The organism is Singulisphaera photorubra, from assembly GCF_045290345.1.
GTDB lineage: Bacteria > Planctomycetota > Planctomycetia > Isosphaerales > Isosphaeraceae > Singulisphaera.
Genome location: NZ_CP155447.1, coordinates 2,922,739 through 2,948,038, shown reverse-complemented (window position 1 = coordinate 2,948,038; position 25,300 = coordinate 2,922,739). Strand labels below are relative to the sequence as shown.

Sequence of the window (25,300 nt, the reverse complement as noted above, 5' to 3'; positions counted from 1 at the left end):
CCCGATATCGAGCTGAAAAGGGATTTGAGGGATCTCTGGCCTGTACCCGATCCAGCGCATGGGCACACCCTTTGAGATTGTTTCGGTTTACACGGGCACGGTTTTGCACTCGCCGCTGCCGCAAAGCATGGCCCTGTCCCTCGGCCCAAACGACTCGCAGGTCGCCCGCTGTCCGTGTCAGTGAGTGTGAAAGTGATGCACGCGTTGGTGAAGATTCCTGTAGCTCATCATTGCTTACGGCCTCATCGGTCTGCAAAATGAGCTATCCTCAAAGCAAGCGACTTCGTGCGAGTGGGTTATTCATCCAAAAAAGGACGACGATGGCAGTCGGTCCAACATCACCTCCGGAGACGGGGCAACTCGTCAGTGTCCGATCCCGCCGCTGGGTGGTTAGCGAGATCCGTGCGAGCACGCTCCCGCCCCCGCCGCTGAAGCCGGTCCCTCCGAGCCCCAGCATCTCGTCTCCCTGCTATCGGTCGAGGACGACGCCCTCGGCGAAGAGCTTCAGGTCGTCTGGCAGATCGAGCCGGGGGCCTCGGTCATCGAGAAGGTCGCCCTCCCCGAGCCGACCGGCTTCGATTCGCCGGACCGTCTCGACGCCTTCCTCGATGCGGTCCGCTGGGGGGCCGCCTCCACCGCCGACCTCAAGAATATCCAGTCCCCGTTCCGCTCGGGCATCGACATCGAGGACTACCAACTCGACCCCGTGGTCCGGGCCATCCAGATGCCTCGGGTCAACCTTTTGATCGCCGACGATGTGGGGCTCGGCAAGACGATCGAGTCGGGCCTCGTCGCCCTCGAACTGATTATCCGGCACCGGGCTCGGCGGGTGCTTGTCGTCTGCCCGGCCTCGCTCCAGGTCCAGTGGCGGGACCAGATGCGGGACAAGTTCGGGCTCGACTTCCGGATCGTCGATAGCGAACTGATGCGTGACCTGCGGCGGCGGCGGGGCATCCACGTCAACCCGTGGTCCCACTTCCCCCGGCTGATCACCTCGCTGGACTTCCTCAAGCGGGAGCGGCCCCTACGGCTGTTCAAGGAGACGCTGCCCGCTGAGGGGGAGTCGGTCTACCCCCGCCGCTACGACGTGCTGATCGTGGACGAGGCCCACAACTGCGCCCCGTCCGGCCGGGGCAAGTACGCCACCGACTCGCTCCGTACCGGGGCGATCCGCCTGCTGGCCCCGCACTTCGAGCACAAGCTCTTCCTGACCGCCACGCCCCACAACGGCTATTCGGAGAGCTTCACGGCCCTGCTGGAGCTTCTGGACAACCAACGGTTCGCCCGTGGGATGGACACCGGCACGAAGGAGTTCCACCGCCAGAAGGATGCGGTGATGGTCCGTCGCCTGAAAGCCGAACTGCCCAAGGACGACTTCGGCAACGACCGGTTCCCCAAGCGGGTGCTGGAGGCCCTTGAAGTCGAGTATCCCTCGGAGGAAAAGCGTATCCACGCTGCCCTCAAGCAGTACTCCGAACTCCGACAGGGGAATGCCCAAGACCACGCCGAGAAGTTCGCCACCGACTTTGTGCTCCTGACGCTCAAGAAGCGGCTCTTCTCCAGCCCCGCCGCCTTCCTTCGCACGCTGGAGCAGCACGAGAGTTCGCTCCGCAACGCCAAGAAACGGAAGGCTATCTCCAAGCCCACCCGAGGCGTCCTCCAGCGGCAGATCGACCGGGTGGACGAGGATTACTCGGTCGATGAGGAGGCCGACGAGGCGACCCACGAGGCCCTTGATGCCGCCAGCCTCCTCTTCCGGGAGCCGTCGCCCGAGGAGTTGTCGCTGCTGAAGGAGATGAAGTCGTGGGCGGAAAAAGCCACGTCCCAGCTTGACGCCAAGACCAAGGGGCTGACCCGCTGGCTCAACGAGCACATCCGGCCGGGCGGCAAGTGGTCGGACGAGCGGGTCATCATCTTCACCGAGTACCGGGCCACCCAGAACTGGCTACAAGGCGTCCTCGCCGCCGAGGGGCTCACCGGCAACGACCGGCTGATGACGATGTACGGCGGGATGGACTCGAAGGACCGGGAGCGAATCAAGGCGGCGTTCCAGACCGATCCGAGGCAGAGCCCCGTCCGCATCCTGCTGGCGACCGACGCCGCCTCCGAGGGGATCGACCTCCAGAACCACTGCTCCCGGATGGTCCATTTCGAGATCCCTTGGAACCCGAACCGCCTTGAGCAGCGCAACGGCCGCATCGACCGGCACGGGCAGAAGTCGCAGTCGGTCCGGATCTGTCACTTCGTCGGCAAGGGTACAACGATCGCGAGCGGAGCATGATCGACACGAAGGTCGGCGACCTCGACGCCGACCTCGAGTTCCTGATGCGGGCCGTCCGCAAGGTCGAGTCGATCCGGGAAGACCTCGGCAAAGTCGGCCCGGTGATCGCCGATCAGGTCCAAGAGGCGATGCTTGGGCGGCGATCCCGGCTGGACACGAAGCAGTCCGAGGCCGAGTCCGAGCCGGTGCGGAAGTTGTTCAAGTTTGAGCGGGATCTCGCCAAGCAGATCAAGGCTCTGACGGACAAGCTGCACGAGACCAAGCGGGAACTACGGCTCGACCCCGAGAACGTCCGGCAAGTCGTCGAGGTCGCCCTCGAACTGGCTGGTCAGCCGGGGTTGGAGGAGGCTAAGCTGCCCGGCCTCTGGCCCGACCCGAAGCGAAAGACGTGCCCGGTGTTCCGGCTCCCAGCTCTTTCGGGCAGTTGGGAATCCTGCGCCGATGGGCTGGCCGACCCTTACGATCAGAAGATCCGTCCTTTGGTCTTCGATCACAACCTGTCCAAAGGGAATCCCAATGTGGTGCTTGTCCACCTGAACCACCGGCTTGTGCAGATGAGCCTGCGGCTCCTGCGGGCCGAGGTCTGGTCGCCGGAAGGGCAGAAGAAGAAGCTGAACCGGGTGACGGCCCGTGTCGTGCCCGATTCGGCCCTGCAACACCTCGCCGTGGTTGCCCACGCCCGACTCGTGGTGATCGGCGGCGATAGCCAACGGTTGCACGAGGAAATCATCTCGGCGGGGGGCGAGATCCGGGAGGGGCGGTTCTCCCGGTTCGGCTCGTTCAAAGAGATGCAGGCCGCCCTCTCTGTCGCTACGAGTGAGGAGCCGTCCGAGGGGGTGAAGCGGAAGCTGCTCGACCTCTGGCCCAGGACGGCCGATGCGATCCATCAGGCCCTCGACACCCGCACGAGGGACCGGACGGACGGCCTCAAGAAGATGCTCGCCGAGCGGTCCGACAAGGAGGCCGCCGACATCACGACGATCCTGACCGAGTTGGAGACGGCGATCCGGGACCAATTGAACGACCCGTTCTATCGGGAGAACTTCCTGCCTGGCTTTGCCCCAGCCGAGCAGGAGCAATTCGAGCGGAACGTCGATGCCCTCCGTCGCCGGTTGGGCGAGATCCCCAACGAGGTTAAGAAGGAATCCGAGGCGATCCGAGCGCGGTTCACCGCGCCACAGGCCCGGATGTTCCCGGTGGCGGTTACGTTCTTGGTCCCCAAACGCATGTCTCAAACCTAGGAGAATTGTTTTGTCAACCGAGGAAGAGGCTCGAAAGGTCTATCGATACCTCATTGAGGGCGTTCTCATAAATGGCGAGGGAGCCAAGACAACGTATGGTCAAGTCGAGAAGGATACCGGTGTCCCGATGGGCGAACATGGCGGGCATATTGGCCGTGTGCTTGGGATTGTCCAAAGGGCCTGCGCAGATCGGAAACTACCTCCACTCTCGTCGATAGTCGTCAGGCCGGGGAACGATGAGATCCCCGGGCCGGGCTATTTCGATGACCTTGCAAACATCGCAGCCGAGGGCAATCCAGCGAATTGGAGAATCGACAAGGGAATCTTGTCCCAATGGGGCAGTCGAGCAAGGGGGGCGGGCATCGAAAAGACATCGAGCGGTGGCGCTACAAAGCCATGGTATTCGAGCATCAAACGCAAGTCTGGGCGCACCGGAATTGGCCTGCGTCGATCTGACCAACAGCCTTGATGTCTGATCCTTCGAGCGATCGCCCACGAGACCGATATGCCCTCCTCTCGCCACCACAACGAATGGCTCTCGCTGATCGAGGTCTCCGGACCGTTCCTCTCGGTCCCGGTGCTGGAGCGGGTGCTTCCGCAGGGGCTCGATGCCCACGACCCGGACCACAGCCGCCTGCTCAAGCTGGCCTTCGAGGAGTGGGAGGACGACCAGCAGGGCGAGAGGCCGAACCCGGCGATCCACCGGGAGTGGGTCAACTTCGTGCTGAAGCAGACCCTCGGCCTGCCGGATGAGGTGGTCGTCGAGGGGCAGGACATCCCGCAGACGCTCCGGGCGACGATTGCCGAGCACGGGGAGACACTGCGGCCGGATGTCGTGGTGAGGAACCCGGAGGGCGTGCCCGACGCCGGCAAGGCTCGCCTCCTCATCCAGACCTACCCGCCGACGCAAGACCTCGAAAAGCCGCTCCACGGGCGACACTGGAAGGCGTCACCGGCGACCCGGATGATGGAACTGCTCCACGCCACCGACACACGGCTGGGGCTCGTCACCAACGGGGAGCACTGGATGCTGGTCGATGCCCCCAAGGGGGAGACGACCGGTTTCGCCTCTTGGTACGGGAATCTCTGGTTCGAGGAACCGCTCACCCTCCGGGCTTTCCGCACCCTGCTCGGCGTCCACCGGTTCTTCTCGGCGGCGAATGACGAGACACTGGAGGCGATGCTCAAGGAGAGCGCCTCGAACCAGCAGGAAGTCACCGACCGGCTAGGGTATCAGGTTCGTGAAGCCGTCGAGGAGATCGTCCGGTCGCTCGACCGGCTCGACCAGGGCGAGGGGCGGCAACTGCTGGCGGGCGTCCCCGAGGCCAGCCTGTACGAAGCGGCCCTGACGGTCATGATGCGGCTGGTGTTCCTGTTCTCGGCCGAGGAGCGGGGCCTGCTGCTGTTGGGCGACCCGCTGTACGACGAGCACTACGCCGTCTCGACCCTCGTGGCGAAGCTCCAGGAAGCCGCCGACCAGCACGGCGAGGAGGTGCTGGAGCGACGGCACGATGCGTGGGTCCGGCTGCTCTCGACCTTCCGGGCGGTCTACGGCGGGGTGCGGCACGAGAGGCTCAAGCTCCTCCCCTACGGCGGGAAGCTGTTCGACCCCGACCAGTTCCCGTTCCTTGAAGGCCGAAGGCCGGGGACCACGTGGAAGGACGCCCCGGCCACGCCGCTACCGATCGACAACCGGACGGTGCTGCACCTGCTCCGGTCACTCCAGTACCTCGAAATGCGGGGCGAGGCCCGCAGACTGAGCTTCCGGGCACTCGACATCGAGCAGATCGGGCACGTCTATGAGGGCCTCCTCGACCACACCGCCAAACGGGCGACCGAGCCGATGCTCAGCCTGACCGCTGCCAAGGGGGACGAGCCCGAGGTCGCCGTCTCGGAACTGGAGCGGCTTCGGGACAAGGGGGAGACCGACCTCCTCAAGTTCCTCGCCAACAAAGACGTGACGGGCCGGTCGGAAAGCGCCCTCAAGAAAGCCTTGGTTTCTGCGGTCAGCGGGGCTGCTACCAAGACGCTTCTGGCGGCGTGCGGCAACGACGAGGGTTTGTTCAACCGGGTAAAGCCCTTCTGGGGTCTGGTCCGCAACGACACGTTCGACCGGCTCGTGGTCATCCGAAAGGGCTCGGTGTTCGTCACGGCGGGGACGGATCGCCGGTCCAGCGGCACGCACTACACGCCTCGCATCCTGACCGAGCCGATCGTCCAGTACACGCTGGAGCCGCTCGTGTACGTCGGCCCGGCCGAGGGCTGGCCCAAGGAGGAATGGAAGCTCCGGTCGGCCAAGGAACTCCTCGACCTCAAGATTTGCGACATGGCGTGCGGCTCCGGGGCGTTCCTCGTCCAAGTTTGTCGTTATCTGGCGGAACGGCTGGTCGAGGCGTGGGAGGACGCCGAGAAGCGGCACCCCGGCGTGCCAGGGATCACGCCCGAGGGGAAGGCCTCGACCGGGGCGGCGAACGAGCGACTGATCCCCAAGGATACGGACGAGCGGCTGGCCTACGCCCGTCGCATCGTGGCCCAGCGGTGCCTGTACGGCGTGGACAAGAACCCGCTGGCCGTCGAGATGGCGAAGCTCTCGCTCTGGCTTCTGACCTTGGGCAAGGACAAGCCGTTCACCTTCCTCGACCACGCCATCCGGTGCGGCGACTCGCTGGTCGGCGTCAACGCCGAGCAGTTGAAGACGTTCTCGCTCGACGGTAAGGGGCTCGGGATCTCGCTGCCGAACTTCCTCAACATGATCCCGAAGATCATGGAGGCGACCCGGTTGCTGCGGGTCCGTTTAGAGAAGATCGCCGACGACACGATCGGCAACATCGAAGAGAAGCAGCGGCTCTTCGACAACATCCGGTCCCAGACGAAGCGGCTCAACTACGCCGCCGACCGCTTGCTCGCAGCAAGTTGGGGACCGGCCAAGCCCGCCGAGCGGGTCGCCCTGTTGAGGAAGGCGTTACAGGAGGTGAACGACCGGATTCGGGACGTGCCGCCCGACACGCTGGAAGCCGATGGGCTTGCCGATCGGAAAGAGGCCGGGTGTCCTCGGCCGTTCCATTGGGCTCTGGAATTTCCCGAAGTCTTTCTCGATCGGGGCGGGTTCGACGCCTTCGTGTGCAACCCACCGTTTATGGGCGGGCAGAAAATATCTGGCCATCCAAGCATGGGTGATTCATACCGAGAGTATCTGATCGAGAATCTCGCAGAGGGAAAGCGTGGCAGTGCGGACCTTTGCGCCTATTTCTTCCTGCGTGCATTTGGGATGCTGCGAGAAGGTGGCCACTTTGGGTTTTTAGCGACGAATACTGTTTCTCAAGGCGATTCACGTTTAACAGGTCTAGATCAGATTGTAGCAAATGGAGGCGTGATCTACTGGGCTACTCCCTCCCATGTTTGGCCCGGAGCCGCCGCAGTTTATGTTGCAATTTGCCTAGTTTGCAAAGGAGGATGGGACGGAGAGTGCGTCCTTGATGGCAAAGCCGCACCCTCGATCTCTGCTCTCCTCGATGCGGAGTACCGGTCAGCAAATCCTTGCGTTCTCCAATCCAACGCCAACCAGAGCTTTAAAGGTATCGAAGTTTATGGAACAGGTTTTCTTCTGTCCGAAGAACAAGCCCTCTCCTTAATCAGAAAAAACGTTCGTCTGAAGAATGTACTGCGTCCTTATCTCGATGGTCAAACTGTTAATAGTTCTCCAGATCTAACAACCGATCGCTGGGTTATTGATTTCACCGGCCTGAGCTTAGAAGAGGCAATGGGGTATGAGGAATGTTTCAGGATTGTGGAGTCCTTGGTCAAGCCTCAGAGGCTCGCTCTCGCTTCAAGAAACTCCAGTGGGATATCAAGAGCAAAACTCTGGTGGAGGTTCAGCAGAGAGGTCAAAGATCTATACGACATTATTGCCTCTATGAACCGAGTGCTCGTTGTTGCTAGAGTCAGTCGGACACTTGCCTTCGCCTATGTAGATCCAAACCAAGTTTTGAATGAGATGCTCGTTGTCTTTGTTTCTCCCAGATCGTCAATTTTGTCCCTGCTTCAATCCTCACTTCACGCTGTTTGGTGCTGGACCTACTCTTCGACTTTGAAGGGGGATTTGCGTTATTCACAGACAGACTGCTTCGAGACCTTTCCGCTCCCATCGCCTTCAGAAGAACTCGATTTACTTGGTGAGAGCTATCACGAGTACCGCAGCGACATCATGCTTTCCCGTCAAGAGGGCCTAACAAAAACCTACAACCGCTTCCACGCCCCCGATGAGTCCGTCGCCGACATCCAGAAGCTCCGTGACCTCCACGTCGAGATGGACAAGGCCGTCGCCGCCGCCTACGGATGGGACGACCTCGACCTCTGCAACGGCTTCCACGAGACCAAGCAGGGCACCCGTTTTACGATCAGCGAGTCGGCACGCCAGGAAGTCCTCGCCCGCCTCCTGAAGCTCAACCACGAGCGGTACGCCGAGGAGGTTGCTCAGGGCCTCCACGACAAGAAGGGCAAGGCCAAGACGCCAAAGGCCGGGCGGGGACGCAAGTCCAAGGCGTCCTCGGGCGGTGCCACCCTCTTTGGAGACGACGAAGACGACCCCGACCCTGCCGACGCTCCCAACAATTACCCTTCCTCTGCACCGGAGCGTGAACCCACCCGAGCCGACCAGCGGGTGCAGCGGCCCCCCGCCGCCGAGCCGACACCCCGGCCGACGCCCATCGACCAGATCGAGACCGACGCCATCATGGCGGCGTTTCGTCAAGCCGCCCGAGGCCAAGGCTGGCTGGGCCGTGACGAACTTTTGAAAGAAGTCTCCCTCGCCCTCGGCTACCAGCGTCTCGGCCCCAAGATCGACGAGTCTCTCCGTGGCCACCTCCGGGCGGCAATCCGCCGCCGCATCATCGAAACAGACGGCCCTACCCTCGTCCGCACCGGCACCGCCACCATGGCCGACTACGAGCCCGACGAGCTTCTTGAGGTCTTCCGATCCGTCATGCGCAAGGGCACCCGCTACGACCGTGAGGAGGTCATCCCCGCCCTCGCCCACCACCTCGGCTTCGTCCGACTCACCGACTCCATCCAAGACCCGATCCGCAAGGCCATCACCCGAGCGATTCGCCACGGGTTACTCGGCTACGAGGGGAGCCTGATCTGGAGAGTTTAAAAACAATAATGCAAATTTGTCTAGATTTCTGTGGAAATCCATCTGACTCGTGGGTCGAGGTCGAACAATGGGGAATTCAACTTCTTCCGTTACGAAAATTGCTCAAATCATGGGTTCAGATACGAGGACGGCCCGACTTTTTTGCCGCAAGGTCCAGAGTCATTGCGCAATCGGTCCGTCCTATGCTTCCATCGCTAAGGTCCTCTCGAAGCACGGTTGGGATGGACTCTCGATGGAGGAAATCGCCAGACTCGCAAGCCGAGTTTATGCCCATGGGACCGATGAAGTCCCTGATTCACTACCTTCTGAGCCGTCCCCTACCGACGTTGTTGACACGGTTCAGCTTCAACCTGAATTAACCAGATCCGAAGACGACTTTCGAGCCACTTTGTCACGGGAATCTCCGATCCTTGCGGGGGTACACGAGAACAGTGAAATACGATCGATTCAAGAGGCCCTTGCCGAGTCAATATTTCAACACGTCCTGAGAAACTTTGTTGCCGAGTCGATCGAAGGAAAAGTCATCGGATTCACTGGTGACGGCCCTTATCAGCAATCGGACCTGGAATCGTTGGCCACGAAGTTGGGGGCTACACCCGACCAGTTTGACAGAGCATATACTGAATTGGATTGGGTCATAATAGGCAAAGCCGACTATGATGTGGATTATTTGGACGAGGCCGTGAAGACCGGGGATATCCAGTTCTTCACGCAGGAAGAATTCATTGGCGTGATCCTATTCGGGGAAGAGTCGCTTGCGAAGATTGCGATTCGCAAGGACACGAAGGAGCATGACGGAATCAGGCTTGTCGAAGATTTAATCGTTTACTCGAAAGTCGAATCCGTAAAAACTTCGATGAAGGGAGCGATTCAGACGGTTTGCCAGGCCGAGGACAAGCCGGTTAGGACCGAGACCGCCTGTATCCCTGGGAAAACGGTCACTACCTCGAAGACAAGTCCGGGCGCTCCGACGAACAAGCCGATCGAGGTACAATCAAAACGTTTCATCAACGTCGATAGCAGCGCTTCGGCTGAGGCCCTCCTTCGGTGGCCTACGTTCGACTCGGATGCCCCCCGCCATGAGCTTGACGAGGCGAATGGTTGGAGCGAGGAATCCGCTCTCAGGATGCTCGGTTACACCGTGGCAAAGGGTGTGAGTCTCAGACGGCGACAGTCCGCTCTGGAGTCAGGTGTTAGAACTCTCGGACTGAGGAGGGTCGTCGGACATCTTGCTTGGCTGATCCGTCTCCACAGCAAGAATTCAAGACGGCAGAGCGCTGTCTCGAACTGGGAGCACGACCTCGACTGGCTCAAATCTCGCTACGGGTCAACTTGAGTCTGGAGGTATAACCAACGTGATGTCCCCTTATTCTTGAACTCCTCGACGTGACAGGCCAGATCATGAACAGCCTCCTCCAGAGTGTCCCCTCCCCTATGAAGATCCGTGAGGAACTCGAACGGATGGTCGTCAAGGATCTTCTGGGGCCGGTCGGCGGACCCGAGGAGGAGATCGACGAGCCCAGCGTGCGGGACCGTTACCTCGTCGGGATGCTCGCCCCCAAGCGGCAAGAACTCTCCCCCGAGGAGTTCGACGAACTCCCCCAAGGAGGCAGCGGCCCGGCCGAAGACGGCACCGCCGAGAGCACGTCCCCCGCCAACAAGACGATGTTCCCCTCGTCGTTCGGGATGACCTTCTGCGTCTGTCTGGACACGGAGGCGCTCCAGATCACCGCCCGCTGGGGCCACTACCACCGGGACCGCAGCGAGACCCTCGCCACGCCAACCGGCGAGAAGAAGGTCGTGTGGAAGCGGTCGCAGCGTGAGGCCGTCTCCGAGCCGATCCCCCTGACGGCCGGTCGGCTCAACTGGACCCCCGACGCCGAGTTCCCCCAGGTCGAGGTGCAGGGGCTCGTCCGCAAGCGGGATCATTTCTGGAGCGTCACCCTGTTCCTCGTCAACGGACAGGTCGAACCCAAGAAGTTGCGGGACACGGCGTGGCTGTTCCAGCCCGAACTGGCCGTCGAGTCCCCCGACCACGGGCCGGTCTTCCAGAGCCACGCCCATAAGAAAGACCCCGGCAAGGCCGATCCAGTGGCGTTCGCCGAGGAGCAGGAGATGGCGATGCTCTACCGCCACCAAGTTGAGTTCGGCGTGGGGCACGGGGTGAGCCTCCACGCCGACTGCCCCGAGGGCGTCTGCGACAAGGCCCACCGGCTCTCGACCGTTGTCGTCCCCACCCACGAGGTGCCCCGCACCACGCCCCCCACCGCCGCCGACTGGCCCAAACTGGCCGGGCTGGTCGTGGACATGAAGGAGTTGGGCGAGACGCCGACCCCGGCCTTGGAGGCGAAGCTGCGGCCCCTGCTCACCGCCTATGCGGCGTGGATCGAGGACCGGCAGGCCGACCTCAAGAAGCCCGACATGGCCCCATACCAGACGCCGGGCCAGACCGCCTTGGGGCGTTGCCGGGAGGCCCTCAAACGCATCGAGGCCGGGTTGACTTTGCTGAGCGAGGACGAGCAAGCGGCCGAGGCGTTCCGGTTCGCCAACCTCGCCATGTGGCAGCAGCGGGTTCGCACAATCATCTCGCTCAGGAAGAGGCGGGACGAGCCGGTGGACGAGCGGGCCATCGACGTGCCCGCCAACCGGTCGTGGTATCCCTTCCAGTTGGCGTTCGTCCTGATCAACCTGCCGGGGATCACCAAGCTCGAACATAAGGACCGATCGGAAGACGCCGAGGCGGTCGCCGACCTCCTCTGGTTCCCCACAGGCGGCGGCAAGACCGAGGCGTACCTCGGCCTGTCGGCCTACACCATGGGCCTGCGGCGGCTCCAAGGCCCGGTCGCCGGTCGCTCGGGTGAGCAGGGCGTCGCCGTCCTGATGCGGTACACCCTGCGGCTGCTGACCATCCAGCAGTTCCAGCGGGCCACTGCCCTGATCTGTGCCTGCGAGGTGATCCGGCGTGGCGACGAGAAGAAGTGGGGCAAGGAGCCGTTCCGCATCGGCTTGTGGGTGGGCCAGAAGACGACCCCGAACACGACCGACCAGGCGGCCGAGGCGATCCAGCAGGAGCACGGCGGCAAGTACAAGGGCCGGGGGAGCGGCTCCCCGGCCCAGTTGACCAACTGCCCGTGGTGCGGCTCGAAGATCAACCCCGGCAAGGACATCAAGGTCGAGGTGTTCACGAAGGGGCGGTGCCGCACGATCTCCTCCTGCGGCGACGTCCTCGGCCGCTGCCCGTTCAGTGCCAAGAACTCGCCGCTGGAGGGCATCCCGGTCCTCGTGGTGGACGAGGAGATCTACCGCCGCCTGCCGACCCTGCTGATCGCCACCGTGGACAAGTTCGCCCAGATGCCGTGGAATGGCAAAGTCCAGATGCTCTTCGGCCAGGTCGATGGCTACTGCTCCCGCCACGGCTTCCGCTCGCCCGAGGTCGAGGACGCCGACTCGCACCCCAAGAAGGACAAGCACCCTCCGGCCAAGACCACGGCCCACCCGCTACTGCGGCCTCCCGACCTGATCATTCAGGACGAGCTTCACCTGATCTCGGGGCCGCTGGGGACACTCGTGGGCCTGTACGAGACGGCGGTGGACAAGCTCTGCTCGTGGGACGTGAACGGAACAACGGTGCGGCCCAAGCTGATCGCCTCGACGGCGACGATCCGCAAGGCCGGGGATCAGATCCACGCCACGTTCCTGCGGGATGTCCGGGTCTTCCCCCCGAACGGCCTCGACGTGCGGGACAACTTCTTCGCTCTCCAACGGCCCCCGAGCGAGGCTACGCCCGGTCGCCGCTACGTCGGGATCTGTGCCCCCGGCCGCAGGCTCAAGGTCGCCCTGATCCGGGCCTATGTCGCCCTGCTGTCCTCGGGCCAGTTCCTCTACGAGAAGAAGGGGTACGGCAAGGAGGTGGACGCCTGGATGACACTACTCGGGTACTTCAACTCGATGCGGGAACTGGGCGGGATGCGGCGGCTGGTCGATGACGACGTGCAGACCCGCCTCAAGAAGATGGATCAGCGAGGGCTGACCGTCCGGTTGCTCGGTTCGGTCGATGAACTGACCTCACGCAAGGATTCGACCGACATCCCCGACACGCTCGACCACCTGGAGGTGGCGTTCGACCCCCAGAACGAGGCCAGGCGGAAGGAGATGGCCAGGCGGGGCCGCCTCAAGGACATGCCGAAGCGGCCCCTGGACGTGCTACTGGCGACCAACATGGTCTCGGTCGGTGTGGACGTGCAGCGGCTTGGCCTGATGGTCGTGGCTGGCCAGCCCAAGACGACCGCCGAGTACATCCAGGCCACCAGCCGGGTTGGGCGAAAGTTTCCGGGGCTAGTCTTCACCACCTACAACTGGACCCGGCCCCGTGACCTGTCGCACTACGAGCGGTTCGAGCATTACCACTCGACCTTTTATAACCACGTTGAGGCCCTGTCCGTGACCCCGTTCGCCTCGGGGGCCTTGAGCCGGGGCCTGACCGCCCTCCTGGTCTCGTGCGTGCGGCTGCAAGGGACCGAGTTCAACGCCAACCAGAAGGCGAGCCGGATCGACCGCAACCACCCCTACGTCAAGGAGGCGGTGAAGACGATCCTGCGGCGAGCCGAACTGATCGGTTCGGGCGACGACCAGTTCCTCCCAAACCTGAAGGCCGAGTTGAACGAGCGGCTCGACCAGTGGCTGGCCGAGGCCCAGAAGACGGCGGGGGGCCGGGTGCTCGGTTACGACGAAAAGAAGGACGGAATCACGGTGGGACTGCTGCACCGGCCGGGCATGGACACGTGGGACGACTTCACATGCCTAAACTCGTTGCGAGACGTGGAGCCGAACGTCGGCCTGATCTTCCACGACGGGGGGCTCGACGCCGACCCCAGCTTCGTGACGGCTGTCGCCGAGGACGCTGAGGGCGGCGACGAGGAGGAAAGCTCTTGAGCGCTCCCACTTCGGATAAACGCAAGATCGGCGAGATCCGGCCCAGTCAGTTGCTCTACAACTACGGGGTCGGGGCGGTCGTCGAACTGCCAAACCTATCCGTCATGGTCATGGGGTTGGACGACTGGCCTGTCGAGCAAGGGGTGACGGAGATCAGCGAGCCCCGGCTCCTCAAAGCCGTCCAGTTCGAGTTGGGGCCGCAGGTCGCCAAGCTCCTCACCCCGCCCGTGTCTGGCGAGTCCACCGGCGTCACGCCCGGCCCTTTCGATGACACGGCGAACGTGGGCGTCCCGGTCGCCCCGTTCCCCCGCTGGCAGGTCTGCCCCTACTGCCGGTTGCTGGCCCCGATCCAGTCGGGGCTCTATGAGTTGCGGCTCGATCCCTACCGCAAGGACAAGAGCCGGTACGTCCACCGGATTTGCAAGAAGCCTGGCAAGCCGCCCACGGTGGTCCCCGCCCGGTTCCTCGTGGCCTGCGAGCACGGGCACCTCGACGACTTCCCGTGGGTTGAGTTCGTCCACCGGGGCAGCACCAACTGCCGGTATGAGCTTCGGCTCTACGAACTGGGGGCCTCGGGCGAAGTCGCTGACATTCAAGTGCAGTGCGTCAAGTGCGAGAATAAGAGGCGATTGAGCGAGGCGTTCAGCGACGAGGGTCGGGAAGAGCTCGCCAGATGCAAGGGCCGCTGGCCCCACTTGCGGAAGTTCGACGAGGACGCTTGCGAAGGGAGACAGCGGGCGATCCTGCTCGGGGCCTCGAACAGTTGGTTCCCGATCATGCTGTCCGTGTTGTCGATCCCGTCCACGACCGACAAGCTTGGCCAACTCGTCGAGTTGAACTGGGCCGAACTGGAGGAGTGCGAGAGCGTCCGTGAGGTGAAGCTGAAGCGAAAGCTGCTCAAGGGGCTCGCCGTCTACAACGAGGACCAGATCTGGGAGGCCGTGGTCAAGCGGAAGGAGGGCAGCGTTCAGGATGAGGGCGAGTTCCCCGACTTACGGGAGCCCGAGTGGGCCGTCTTGTCGGACCCCGACCCGAGCCTCAACAGCCGTGACTTCAAACTCCGGGTGGTCGAGCCGCCTAAATCCTATCGGAAGCTCTTGGAGAAGGTCGTCCTCGCCGAGCGGCTGCGTGAGGTCCGTGCCCTGACCGGGTTCACGAGAATCGAGTCCCCCGGCGACTACACTGAAATCGGCGACTTCCCCAAGGACCAGCGGGTGCCGCTGGGCCGTAAGCCCCCGAAGTGGGTGCCCACGTCCGAGATCCGGGGCGAGGGGGTCTTCCTCCAGTTCTCGGAGGACGCCATTGAGGCATGGGTCAAGAAGACTGGAGAGCGGGAAGGCGAGTTCTTCGAGGCTCACAAGCGGTGGCGGACGAACCGGGGTCTGGAGCCGAACGACGGATTCCCGACCATGCGGTACGTGCTCCTGCACTCGCTGGCTCACGCCCTGATTCGCCAGTTCGCCATCGAGTGCGGGTACACGACGGCGAGCATCCGGGAGCGGATCTACTCCCGGCCTCCGGGGGGAGACGGCAAGCCGATGGCGGGCGTCCTGCTCTACACCGCCGCCCCCGACAGCGAGGGGACGCTTGGGGGGCTGGTCGCCTTGGGCGACCCGAAGGCGTTGGGCCGACACTTGGATCAGGCCCTCGAAGGGATGAAACTCTGTGCATCGGATCCCCTCTGCGCCGAGCACCACCCGATCAAGGACGGCCTGACGCTTCACGGTGCGGCATGCCACGCCTGCTTATTCTTGCCCGAGACCTCGTGCGAGCGGGGCAACAAGTATCTCGACCGCTCTGTGTTGGTCTCCACCGTCGAGTCGGATGACTTGGCGTTCTTCACCGATTTCGTCGAGGCCGTCCCTGAAGGGATAATCGCCGCCCACACCGACGAGACAGTCAGTCCTCCCCAGCCGGTCCCATCGGCCCTGAGCAAAACTGACGAACTGGTGGACCTGTGCGACGAGCGATGTCAGAAGTTCGTCCGATCGTGGGCCGAGCAAATGCTCCCATGGCCCGAGGTTGGGTTCGAGCTTGCCGATGAGAAGGGACGGGTCTGTGCCCACGCAGAACTGGCGTGGCCGTCGAAAAAGGTTGTCGCTGTGCTCCCCGAAGGGGGCGACCTGCGGGCCGAGTTCGAGGGACGGGGCTGGACGGTCTGGGATGCGACCGCCCTTACGAACCATGAAACGGAATTGCGGTCGATTCTGGGGACGTGATTTCGATGCCCAAGGTCGCTCTATCCGACGTTTTCCTTGAGTCGCTGAATCGGCTCTCGGACGTGCCTCAGAAAAAAGTCCGAGAGTTCATCAAGAAGTTCGAGGCCGACTCAACCTCAAACGCCATCAACTACGAGCGGCTCCAAGGCCACAGGAACCATCACGTCAGGACGGTGCGGATCGACCAGAAGTACCGGGCCGTCGTCCTGCATCCTGACAAGGGCGATGTCTGCGTGATGATGTGGGTCGACAATCATGACGAGGCGATGGACTGGGCGAAGCGCCGGGCCTTTGAGGTGAATCCCCGCACCGGAGCCCTTCAGGTCTACTGCGTCGAGGAGGTGTCGCAAGCCGTCCCCGCCGAGACCGAGGGCACGGACCAGCCGGGGCTGCTGGAGTCGGTCAGGGACGATGACCTCCTCTCGCTGGGAATCCCCGAGATCCTGCTCCCCGCCGTGAGGGCGATCCGGGCGTCCGAGGGGCTCCTCGCCTTGGGCCAGCACCTACCCTCCGAAGCCGCCGAGGCCCTCTTCTGGCTGGCCGAAGGGGATTCCCCCGAGGCGGTGCGGGGCTACTTGGGCGGTGGCGTCGATCCAACGGGTGAAAAATCTCAATCGGCCCCTCAAGGCACAGGGTTCCGCCTCGCCGCCCGGAGCGGTCTCGTCCAGCAGCGGCTCGGCGGTCGAGTCGGCAAAAACGTGGACACGACGGATCTCGGGGCGGCTCTAAAACACCCGGATTCCCGCCGCCGCTTCGTCACGATCCATAGCGACGAAGAACTGAACTCGATCCTTGACGCCCCTCTGGAGAAGTGGCGGGTCTTCCTCCACCCCAGCCAAGACAAGCTCGTCGCCAAGTCGTTCAACGGCCCGGCCCGAGTCACCGGTGGGGCGGGGACGGGGAAGACCGTCGTGGCGATGCACCGGGCTCGCCATCTGGCCCGGACCCTGTGCCCGTCGCCGCAGGACAAGATCCTGTTCACGACCTACACGGCGACCCTCGCCCAGAACGTCGGCCAGAGCCTCGCCCACCTCTGCGGCCCCGAGAAGGACCGCATCGAGGTCGTCCACCTGCACGCTTGGGCCTCACGGTTCCTGCGGGATCAGGGCCGGAAGTTCGTGGTCGCCAGCCCCTCCGAACTCGAAACCTGCTGGGAGGAGGCGATCCACCGGTCGGGCGAGCGGGAGTTCGACCCCGGCTTCTTGGGTCAGGAGTGGGATCAGGTCGTTCAGGTCAACGAGATCCAGAACGCCGCCGAGTACCTGAAGGTGCCACGGATCGGGAGGGGACGGACCCTCACTCGCCTTCAGCGTCAGAAGGTCTGGAAGGTGATCGAGCATTACATGGAGGCCCTGCTCAGGAGGGGCAAGACCGAGTGGGGCACCGTGATCCGGGATGCCCGGAGCCTGCTCGAACTGAAGAAGCCGTCGCTCCCCTACAAGGCCGTCGTCGTGGACGAGGCCCAGGACTTCCACGCCGGGGAGTGGCGGCTGTTGCGGGCGATCGTCCCCACCGGCCCGAACGACCTGTTCCTCGTCGGGGACGCCCACCAGCGGCTCTACGGGCACAAGACCGCCCTTCGGTCATGCGGGGTCAACATCCAAGGCCGTTCCAGCCTTCTGAGGATCAATTACCGCACAACCGAAGAGATCAGGGCGTGGGCCATGGCGCTTCTGAAAGGGGTCGAGATCGACGACCTCGACGGTGGGAGGGAGGACGAGAACGGGTACAAGTCCCTCCTGACCGGCGTAAGGCCCGACGCCCTTCACTTCGGGACCAGACCCGAGGAGTTGGAATACGTCGGGGCTCGGATCAAGGAACTCGTCGGCCAGAGGCCCGCCGAGCATATCTGCCTCGTCGCCCGCACCAACAAGCTGCTGCGGGACGACTACCGGCCGATGCTCACGGGGCTGGGGATCGACTCGACCCTGCTCGACGAGACGCCCGAGGGGGGCGGGGTGCGGCTGGCGACGATGCACAGGGTCAAGGGGCTGGAGTTCCCCGTGATGGTCTTGGCGGGTGTCAACGCCAAGTTCATGCCGCTGCCGGTTCCCGGCTTGGAGGGCGACCCGGTGGCCGAGGCCGACCATGTGGACCGGGAGCGGTCCCTCCTCTTCGTGGCGGCGACCCGAGCACGTGACCTGCTGATCGTGACGGGCTGGGGCACGCCGAGCCCCTTCCTGCCGACCTCGTGAGGAGGGTACGACCGTGGGCGGCTACCATCTGATCGCCGAGGAAGCGTCCCGGCTGGCGAAGCTCCTGCCTCCCTCGGTGGTCGAGGCCGTTGCCGCCCGTCTCGAACGGGGCGATGGCTCCGACCGGGGGTCACTGCGGAGCCAGATCGCACAGGCCGTGCCCAGCCCACACCACCGGTCCCTCGTCGTCGCCTTCCTCGACCGGTGGGGATCGGAGGCCGGTGGTGTCCTCCCCCAGTCGGTCGCCGCAGCCCTGCTCACGGGGTCTCTGGCCGAGAAAGGCCACCGTGAGGGGCAGTCCGTCGAACTGGTCTGGACCGGCCCCGATGTCGGTGTCGTCCCATTCCGACGCACCGAGCAAGCTGTCTTGCAGGTTATCGACTCGGCCGGCTGGAGGCTCCTCGTCGTCAGCTACGCCGTCTACAACATCCCCCGGATCTGCGAGGCCCTGGTCCGGGCGGCGGCCCGGGGCGTCGTGTTGACGGTGGTGGTCGAGGCGGCCGAGAAATCCGCGGGTCGGGAGGCCTACAACACCTTGCGCGCCCTCGGCCCCGCCGTCGCCTCTCATTCCAGCGTCTATCTGTGGCCGCATGAGCATCGCCCCCGAGACGAGAACGGCAGGGCGGGCCTCCTGCACGTCAAGTGCGTGGCGGGCGACGGCCGGTGGCTGTTCGTCTCCAGTGCCAATCTGACCGAGTACGCTTTCACGACGAACATGGAACTGGGTGTGTTGATTACGGGAGGTGAACAGCCGGCTCAGGTCCAAGCACACTTCGAGAGATTGGTTGAAACCGGGGTCCTGGTGAAAGCCTGAGTCGCCGACTTTGCTCGAATACGGCGAAGAAGGCAGGGTTAAGCTAGGCGCTAACCACGGGGAGCATTGATGGCTACGACCCTCTTCAAAGAAGTTACTTACTCGCTGTCGAAACTCGTCGAGGACATCGAGATGGGGGAGATCGGCCTCCCCACATCCAGCGCCCCTTCGTCTGGAAGAACAACAAGGTGCGTGACCTGTTCGACTCGATGTTCCGGGGCTACCCGGTCGGCTACCTACTCTTCTGGGCCAACGGCGGGCTCGACGGCCACCGGCAGATCGGGACCGACACGAAACAGAATGTCGCCCGGCTGCTGATCGTGGATGGTCAGCAGCGGCTCACGTCGCTCTTCGCCGTCCTGAAAGGCGTACCCGTGGTGCGGGAGGACTTCCGCAAGGAGCGGATTCACATCGCCTTCCGGCCCAAGGACAGCCTCTTCGAGGTCGCCGACGCCGCCACCGGGCGTGACCCCGAGTACATTGCGGATGTCAGCGAACTCTGGGCCGGGTCCGTGACGCTCAATCGGTTCGTCAAGGACTTCCTCAAGCGGCTCCGTGAGCACCGGGAGGTCTCGGACGAGGAGGAGGATCACATCTCCGAGGCCATCGGCCGCCTCTTCAACCTCCAGGAATACCCGTTCACGGCGATGGAGCTTTCCTCCTCGATGAACGAGGAGCAGGTCTCCGAGGTCTTCGTGCGGATCAACAGCAAGGGGAAGTCGCTCAACCAGGCCGATTTCGTCCTCACCCTGATGTCCGTCTTCTGGGACGAGGGGCGGACCGAGATCGAGGAGTTCTGCCGCCTGTCCCGCCAGCCCTCGACGGGGGCCGCCTCACCTTTCAACCACTTCTTCAAGCCCGACGCCGACCACCTGTTGCGGGTCAGCGTGGCGGTTGGGTTCCGCCGAGCCCGCTTGCAGTACGTGTACTCGCTCCTGCGGGGCAAGGACCTCGACACCGGGGAGTTCTCGGACGCCCAGCGTGAGAAGCAGTTCGCCATCCTGCAGCAGGCCCAGTCCGGGACGCTCGACCTCCAGAACTGGCACGAATTTTTCAAGGTCCTGATTCGGGCCGGGTATCGGAGGGGCGACCTGATCTCGTCGCAGATCAACATGTTGTACTGCTACGCCTTGTTCCTCATCGGGAGGAAGGAGCTTGGCGTCGATCTCTACCGGCTACGGAACGTCATGGCACGCTGGTTCTTCATGTCTTCGCTGACGAGCAGGTACACCGGCTCGCCGGAGTCCGTGATGGAGCAGGACTTGGCGGGCCTCCGTGAGGTGCAGTCGGCCGACCAGTTCGTCGCCCATCTCGACCGGATCACGCACGACGCCCTGCCCGAGGATTACTGGGCCATCACGCTGCCGAACGAACTGGCCACGTCCTCGGCTCGCAGCCCGTCGTTGTTCGCCTACTATGCCGCCCTGAACCTCCTGGACGCCCGTGTGCTGTTCTCGAGGATGAAGGTGTCGGAGTTGCTCGACCCCGCCTCGCATGCCAACAAGTCGGCCATCGAGCGCCACCACCTCTTCGCCAAGAACTACCTGAAGTCGATCGGCGTCACCGAGACGAGGGACACGAACCAGATCGCCAACTACGCACTGGTCGAGTGGTCGGATAACATCGCCATCTCGGACGGTGCCCCGGCGAAATACTACCCGATGTACGCCGCACGCTATTCGGCCGAAGAATTGAAACAGATGTGCCTCTGGCACGCCCTGCCCGAGGGGTGGGAGGGCATGTCCTATCCCGACTTCCTCCACGAGCGACGAAGGCGGATCGCCATGGTCATCCGGGACGGTTACAAGGTGCTCTGCCAGGCATGATCACGGGTTCAAACTCACGCCTCCGGTCGAGTTCACGAGAGGTTGATCGGGTTCCGGGCCGACCATTTGGACGAGTCCGATGTCGCATTCGTCATGATGCGGTTCGGGCAGAGCGGGGCCGAAGTGATCTCCGAAACCTGCTCAAGCCCGTCAAAGGAAGTATCATGGCTTGGTCGGTTACAAACTGCCGGGGGACCCGAACTCACATCGGACGGTCCAAGATGCGGGCCAGGTCCGTCGCTACATCTACCAGCAGAGGGTCATCGATTTCCAGGCCCCCACGAACTCAAGGCGGCCTGAGGAGGCGAATCGTCCGTACCTCAACTCGGCGAGTCGATTGATTGATCGAGGTGGTTCATTGCTTCGGCGCGGTCCGACGTCGGGAAGGGACTTGGCCGTCGGGTTGAACGGCGCAGTGACACAACCCGACCGCCGATCCAGGGACCAAGACTGAAGGAAAGACACGAGGTAGCCATGTCTTCCCTTGGAGATCGATACGAAAACATTAAACCAGCCTATCTGGATAAACAATCAGTAATGTTAATTTTGCAGCTCCGAAGACATCAATTCACGCCGAGCCATTACTATGGTCACTCCAGGTGAAATTCATACGAGACCACGTCTTCTCCTAAACTAGGGTAATCGCCTGATGAGCCAGAATTTCCCACAAGCCGTTGGTGGTGTCACCGAGGGGCACCCCGACGAAGAGACAGCTGGTCCGAATGCCCAGGATGGAGCCCGATCAGCATCTTTCTCAGCTAAACTCTCACCAGACATGGCCGAAGCCCCGCCCGTCGTTGGTTCCGTTCCGACAGCGCAGGATTTCGAGAATCTGTTCTCGCTCGGCAAGCTCCGTACGACTTGCAACAGCATCAGGAAAGAGATCCGGCTCCTCCGGGCGAGGGATGCGGTAGATTGGCTCGACTGGTTCTTGACACTCGACGCGTCCCTTGAACAACTCCGGGAGCAGATCCTCGAAGGCGACTACACGCCGACCCCTCCGTCCCGCTACGAGTTGGGGAAGTCGAAGGGGGCTTTTCGCATTATCACATCGTTTAACATCTGCGATGCCCTCGTCTATCGGCACATTAGTGATGCAGCTCTGGAGGCGGCCCTCCCCCGCAAGGTTCAAGGGGCGTTCTTTTCGAGACGGCACTCGGCGACCCCGATCGGCAAGACCTTCTCGGTATCGGATGACGACGCCTACCTGAACTTCTTCCAGGTCTGGCTTCGCTACAACGAGTACCGCACCCATACGCTGTTGCAACAGCCCTATGAATGCCTCGTCGTCACGGACATTACGAATTTCTTCGAATCGATCCAGCACGACTTATTGATCGAGTACCTCGCTCCCCTCGGCCTTCCCCGGAAGGCGATGGGCCTTCTGGGCAGGCTGCTCGAAGCTTTCAAACCGCTCGCCGGGCACTCGCCCAATCCCCGAGTCGGACTGCCGGTCGATGAACTTGACTGCTCACGACAACTCGCTCACGTTTTCTTGTTCGAGCACGACCGGCGTATCGCCGACCAGTTTGGCGAGGACAATTATGTCCGGTGGATGGACGATCAGAACATCGGCGTCCGTACCGAGACCGAAGGTCGGCATGTTGTGAACGCCATGACGAGATCGCTCTCGTCCCAGCGCCTCACGCTCAATTCCGGCAAGACCAAGTTCCTCGCAATCGACCGGATGGTTGTCCACTTCCAACTCGATGCCAACAGGAAAATCAGCGAGTGGGACGAGAAGCACAAGAAGGTCACGGCGAAGAACGTGGAAGCCGCCCGGAGCGAGTTCGCCGAACTCTGGGCCCAGGTCAGCGACGGACCGCATGTCAACGACGGCAACTGGGATAAGATCCTGAAGCGGATGTACGGCCTGGCGGTGAAAGTCGACTCCGACCTCCTCGAAGATCGGGCTCTCGTGGACCTTGTTCATAACCCAGAGCTGGACGAGAAAATCTTCGCCTACTTTGCCAAGCGGAATCGATTCACCCAACTATTCTCGCTTTTTTCCTCTTACGGCGAGGCCGGGGAGAGCCTCTTCGAGGCCACGGAGGTTGCCTTCTTCGAGTCATCGCTCCTGCTCGACCCGGACGGCCGCTACACCAAGCTCTATCGGGAGCACGCCCTCCGCTTCGCCGAGGCGGGTGTGAAATCCGGTCAAAGCGGCCGTTGAGCATCGCCTCGGCGATTCTCTCGGTCTACTGGTTTGATGGCTCGATCCGCTCGCTCGTCGAGCTCTACCCGAAGAAGGCCGCCCACAGATTGCCGAAGGAGGTCGCACGGACCTGGATGGCCTGTGTGGCGGCCCTCAGCCCCGACCAACTCGGCGAGGTGCAGTCCGCCCTATTCGGCCATCCGTCCGATGACGTCGCCCGCCTCGGCCGGTTCCTCACGGAACTGCTCGCCGGGCGGGTAGAACATCTCGGCCACTACAAGAGCCAGAAACATCGATGGCCCCTTCCCGGTGATTATTACGATGCCCGGTCCTGGCTGATATTAGACGTCGCAGCATCCTCTCCCAGCGGACGGCTGCGTCTGAAGAATCGGAGGGATTACGTTGCCTTCGAGAAACTTGCCAGGACGTCACCCGAGGTCACCGTCTCGACTCGCATCTCGACTAAGCTGTTAATAGGGGTGGAACACGAAGTCGAGGAGACGTCGAGCAACCAAGCGAAGAGCACACGACGACCACGCAGGATCAAGAAACGGGCCGGGCCGTGAAGGACTACCTTGACGTGGTGCCTCGTTGATGAGCGATCCCTTCCTCCCGCCAGCGCCATCGCCGTCCGAACTCCGGTCGCTCCTGGGGGAGATAGTCGTCAAGAACTCCTCGAATCGGGCGACGATCTCGAGGAACTCATTGAGGGGACGAGGACCGGTATCACCACGCCTCTCGCCCTTTCACCTGGTTCGTTCAAGGGAGGTGCTGACTGATCGACCGAAGGGGGACTGAAGACGACGTCACTCAGCCCAGCTCGCGGCCGACGCAAAAGAGCGTTCCTGAATGTGCTTGTTATTTGGGTGGGCGCTTGCGGGTACTTTGGCGCGGGCCGCTCTTTGGCTTTGCCTTGGCTTCTTGCGATTGCGGCCGGGCCTTCTTTGCCGACTCGGGTGCCGCAGGCTTGGTCTTCACGGGCTTCTCGTCCCCGCGGATTGATTTCTCAATTTCCGTGGTCGAATGCTGGAGTTGCTTGGTGACCAAGGCGACCGACGCGCCGAGTGCTTCCAACGCGCTCTTTGTCTCCAGGATCTGCTGGAGTCGGGCTTGGCGCTCTTTTCGGGAGACTCGAGAGAGTTCCTTCAGCGGCGAATCCGGGCCGCCAACACCGGAGTCGACATAATAGCGTAACCATTGGTTGGACAGGTCAAGTATCTGCACCAGTGCAATTGGCGGGCTAGATGCCGGGGCGTGCCTCCGGCCTCCCGCCCTCCGGGGTGTCTCGTTCTTCGATCGATGCAGTCCCCTTGCTTTGATCTCCGTACGAAGCTTCCTGATGGGCCATGACTTCTTCGCGGCCTCTTCCTGGAGCGCCGTCCGCTTGACTTTGGATCTAACTTTGACCAAATCCTTGACCTGGTCCCATGCGAGAGGAAGCCCTCCAATCCGCAGCAGGAGCAAGGCTTCCAACTCGTCCTCGGTATATCTCGCCGCGAAGAGTCTCGCTTGACGGACTTCGGACCCACTGAGATTCTTCTCTGTGGCAAGTCGCTTGATCGTTTTGCCGTCATTCTTCGCTCCCTCGGGGATTGCAGCGAGGGCCTCCTTGCCGATCTTATAATAATCGCGGATCTTCTCCACGGCCCGCTGCACCTCCTCGTCCGAGGAGGATGGGCCAACCTCGCCTGGTTGATCAGTCGTTCGCCGCGGCTTCGCCATAAGGCCTTCTCATTCCGCTCATATCGGACGCATGGTGGCTGCCAAGGCGCGAACGGCATCGATCCACCGCCGAGCCGACCTGGACACTATGCCAGGGAAGTTTGTCATTATGAAGAGAATGGTCGGGCTTACTTGGCCGGTTCGTCCCAGGCCGAGCTCGACTCCTTCGATCAGGATCCATCAGTTCCCGCTCCCGGTCGAAACGCCGGCGTGCGGCCTCGAACCCGAGGGTCGCGTCGAGGATTCTGCCACCACGGTGTGTCCGACCCGGCCCGGGAGAGGGTGCTGAGAAATTCGTCGCCCCGATATACGCGGTGGTCAGTCACAGGCAAATCCACGCTGCTCGACGAGCGTTGGGTAGACGGAGGCTGGCCCTATCGAGACGATGACGGTTACCACGCCAGCCAGGCATGCGATCGGAGCCGAATCCCGATGGAAATGTCTCCAACCGACGCTCGCACGTACCGGTGGTTCTCCCAACTCGCTTCATTCGCTCGTTCGTCGATCCGTTCGCCCCCCGGCTTGCCTTCCTGTTTCTCGGATAACCCCGGCCCGCGGCCGGCGGACCGTCGGTGGATCCGGGCGACCAGGTCAGCTATCAGATTCGGCCCTGATAAACCGTCTTGGTAGCGGGCAGCAGGCGGGGCGGCCGGATCGACGATCGCCGGGTCGTGGGGCGATCGAACCGCTGGGGACAAGGGCCAATGGGCTGGCACTTGCCCCGGGACGAAGCCCCGCTCCAACGATATTGAGGCTCAATGGC

General features: G+C 62.8%; 10 protein-coding genes and 1 pseudogene. 10 read left to right on the top strand and 1 reads right to left on the bottom strand.

Going from position 1 to position 25,300, the window contains the following annotated elements:
* The first annotated feature begins 320 nt into the window (after positions 1-320).
* The 10 genes and pseudogenes from drmD (at position 321) to V5E97_RS11350 (ending at position 23,381) form a co-directional block, all read left to right on the top strand.
* Positions 321-3,522 (top strand): annotated as a pseudogene (gene drmD, locus V5E97_RS11395) (DISARM system SNF2-like helicase DrmD).
* A 505-nt stretch (positions 3,523-4,027) separates the two neighbouring features.
* Positions 4,028-8,674, top strand: coding sequence for an Eco57I restriction-modification methylase domain-containing protein (locus V5E97_RS11390; protein WP_406699444.1), 4,647 nt, complete (start codon positions 4,028-4,030; stop codon positions 8,672-8,674).
* A gap of 232 nt (positions 8,675-8,906) precedes the next feature.
* Positions 8,907-10,010 (top strand): hypothetical protein, encoded by a 1,104-nt coding sequence (locus V5E97_RS11385; RefSeq protein WP_406699443.1) that lies wholly within the window; start codon positions 8,907-8,909, stop codon positions 10,008-10,010.
* A 65-nt stretch (positions 10,011-10,075) separates the two neighbouring features.
* Entirely contained in the window at positions 10,076-13,606 is a 3,531-nt protein-coding gene (drmA, locus tag V5E97_RS11380) for a DISARM system helicase DrmA (protein WP_406699442.1), read from the top strand.
* Positions 13,603-15,825 (top strand): DrmB family protein, encoded by a 2,223-nt coding sequence (gene drmB / locus V5E97_RS11375; protein WP_406699441.1) that lies wholly within the window; start codon positions 13,603-13,605, stop codon positions 15,823-15,825. Before drmA ends, drmB begins: the two co-directional genes overlap by 4 nt.
* Positions 15,826-15,830: 5 nt before the next feature.
* Positions 15,831-18,020, top strand: coding sequence for a UvrD-helicase domain-containing protein (locus V5E97_RS11370; protein WP_406699440.1), 2,190 nt, complete (start codon positions 15,831-15,833; stop codon positions 18,018-18,020).
* Between the two features lie 13 nt (positions 18,021-18,033).
* Positions 18,034-18,834 (top strand): DISARM system phospholipase D-like protein DrmC, encoded by an 801-nt coding sequence (gene drmC / locus V5E97_RS11365; RefSeq protein WP_406699439.1) that lies wholly within the window; start codon positions 18,034-18,036, stop codon positions 18,832-18,834.
* A gap of 188 nt (positions 18,835-19,022) precedes the next feature.
* Positions 19,023-20,660 carry a GmrSD restriction endonuclease domain-containing protein gene (locus V5E97_RS11360; protein ID WP_406699438.1) on the top strand — a complete coding sequence of 546 codons (1,638 nt, stop codon included), beginning with the start codon at positions 19,023-19,025 and terminating at the stop codon, positions 20,658-20,660.
* 775 nt (positions 20,661-21,435) lie between these two features.
* A complete protein-coding gene (locus V5E97_RS11355) occupies positions 21,436-22,833 on the top strand; it encodes an RNA-directed DNA polymerase (protein ID WP_406699437.1) in 1,398 nt (465 codons plus the stop codon).
* Positions 22,830-23,381, top strand: coding sequence for a hypothetical protein (locus tag V5E97_RS11350; protein ID WP_406699436.1), 552 nt, complete (start codon positions 22,830-22,832; stop codon positions 23,379-23,381). The genes V5E97_RS11355 and V5E97_RS11350 overlap by 4 nt, the downstream gene beginning before the upstream one ends.
* A 292-nt stretch (positions 23,382-23,673) precedes the next feature.
* Here the strand turns inward: V5E97_RS11350 and V5E97_RS11345 are convergent, their stop codons facing one another.
* Positions 23,674-24,537: a hypothetical protein gene (locus V5E97_RS11345; RefSeq protein ID WP_406699435.1), complete on the bottom strand. Its 864-nt coding sequence runs from the start codon at positions 24,535-24,537 to the stop codon at positions 23,674-23,676.
* Positions 24,538-25,300 lie beyond the last annotated feature (763 nt).

What these genes read in the sequence shown, in the direction of transcription:
- V5E97_RS11390 (WP_406699444.1), top strand. Translation starts at nt 4,028, where the DNA reads ATGCCCTCCTCTCGCCACCACAACGAATGGCTCTCGCTGATCGAGGTC.
- V5E97_RS11385 (WP_406699443.1), top strand. Translation starts at nt 8,907, where the DNA reads ATGGAGGAAATCGCCAGACTCGCAAGCCGAGTTTATGCCCATGGGACC.
- drmA (WP_406699442.1), top strand. Translation starts at nt 10,076, where the DNA reads ATGAACAGCCTCCTCCAGAGTGTCCCCTCCCCTATGAAGATCCGTGAG.
- V5E97_RS11370 (WP_406699440.1), top strand. Translation starts at nt 15,831, where the DNA reads ATGCCCAAGGTCGCTCTATCCGACGTTTTCCTTGAGTCGCTGAATCGG.
- V5E97_RS11355 (WP_406699437.1), top strand. Translation starts at nt 21,436, where the DNA reads ATGGCCGAAGCCCCGCCCGTCGTTGGTTCCGTTCCGACAGCGCAGGAT.
- V5E97_RS11345 (WP_406699435.1), bottom strand. Translation starts at nt 24,537, where the DNA reads ATGGCGAAGCCGCGGCGAACGACTGATCAACCAGGCGAGGTTGGCCCA.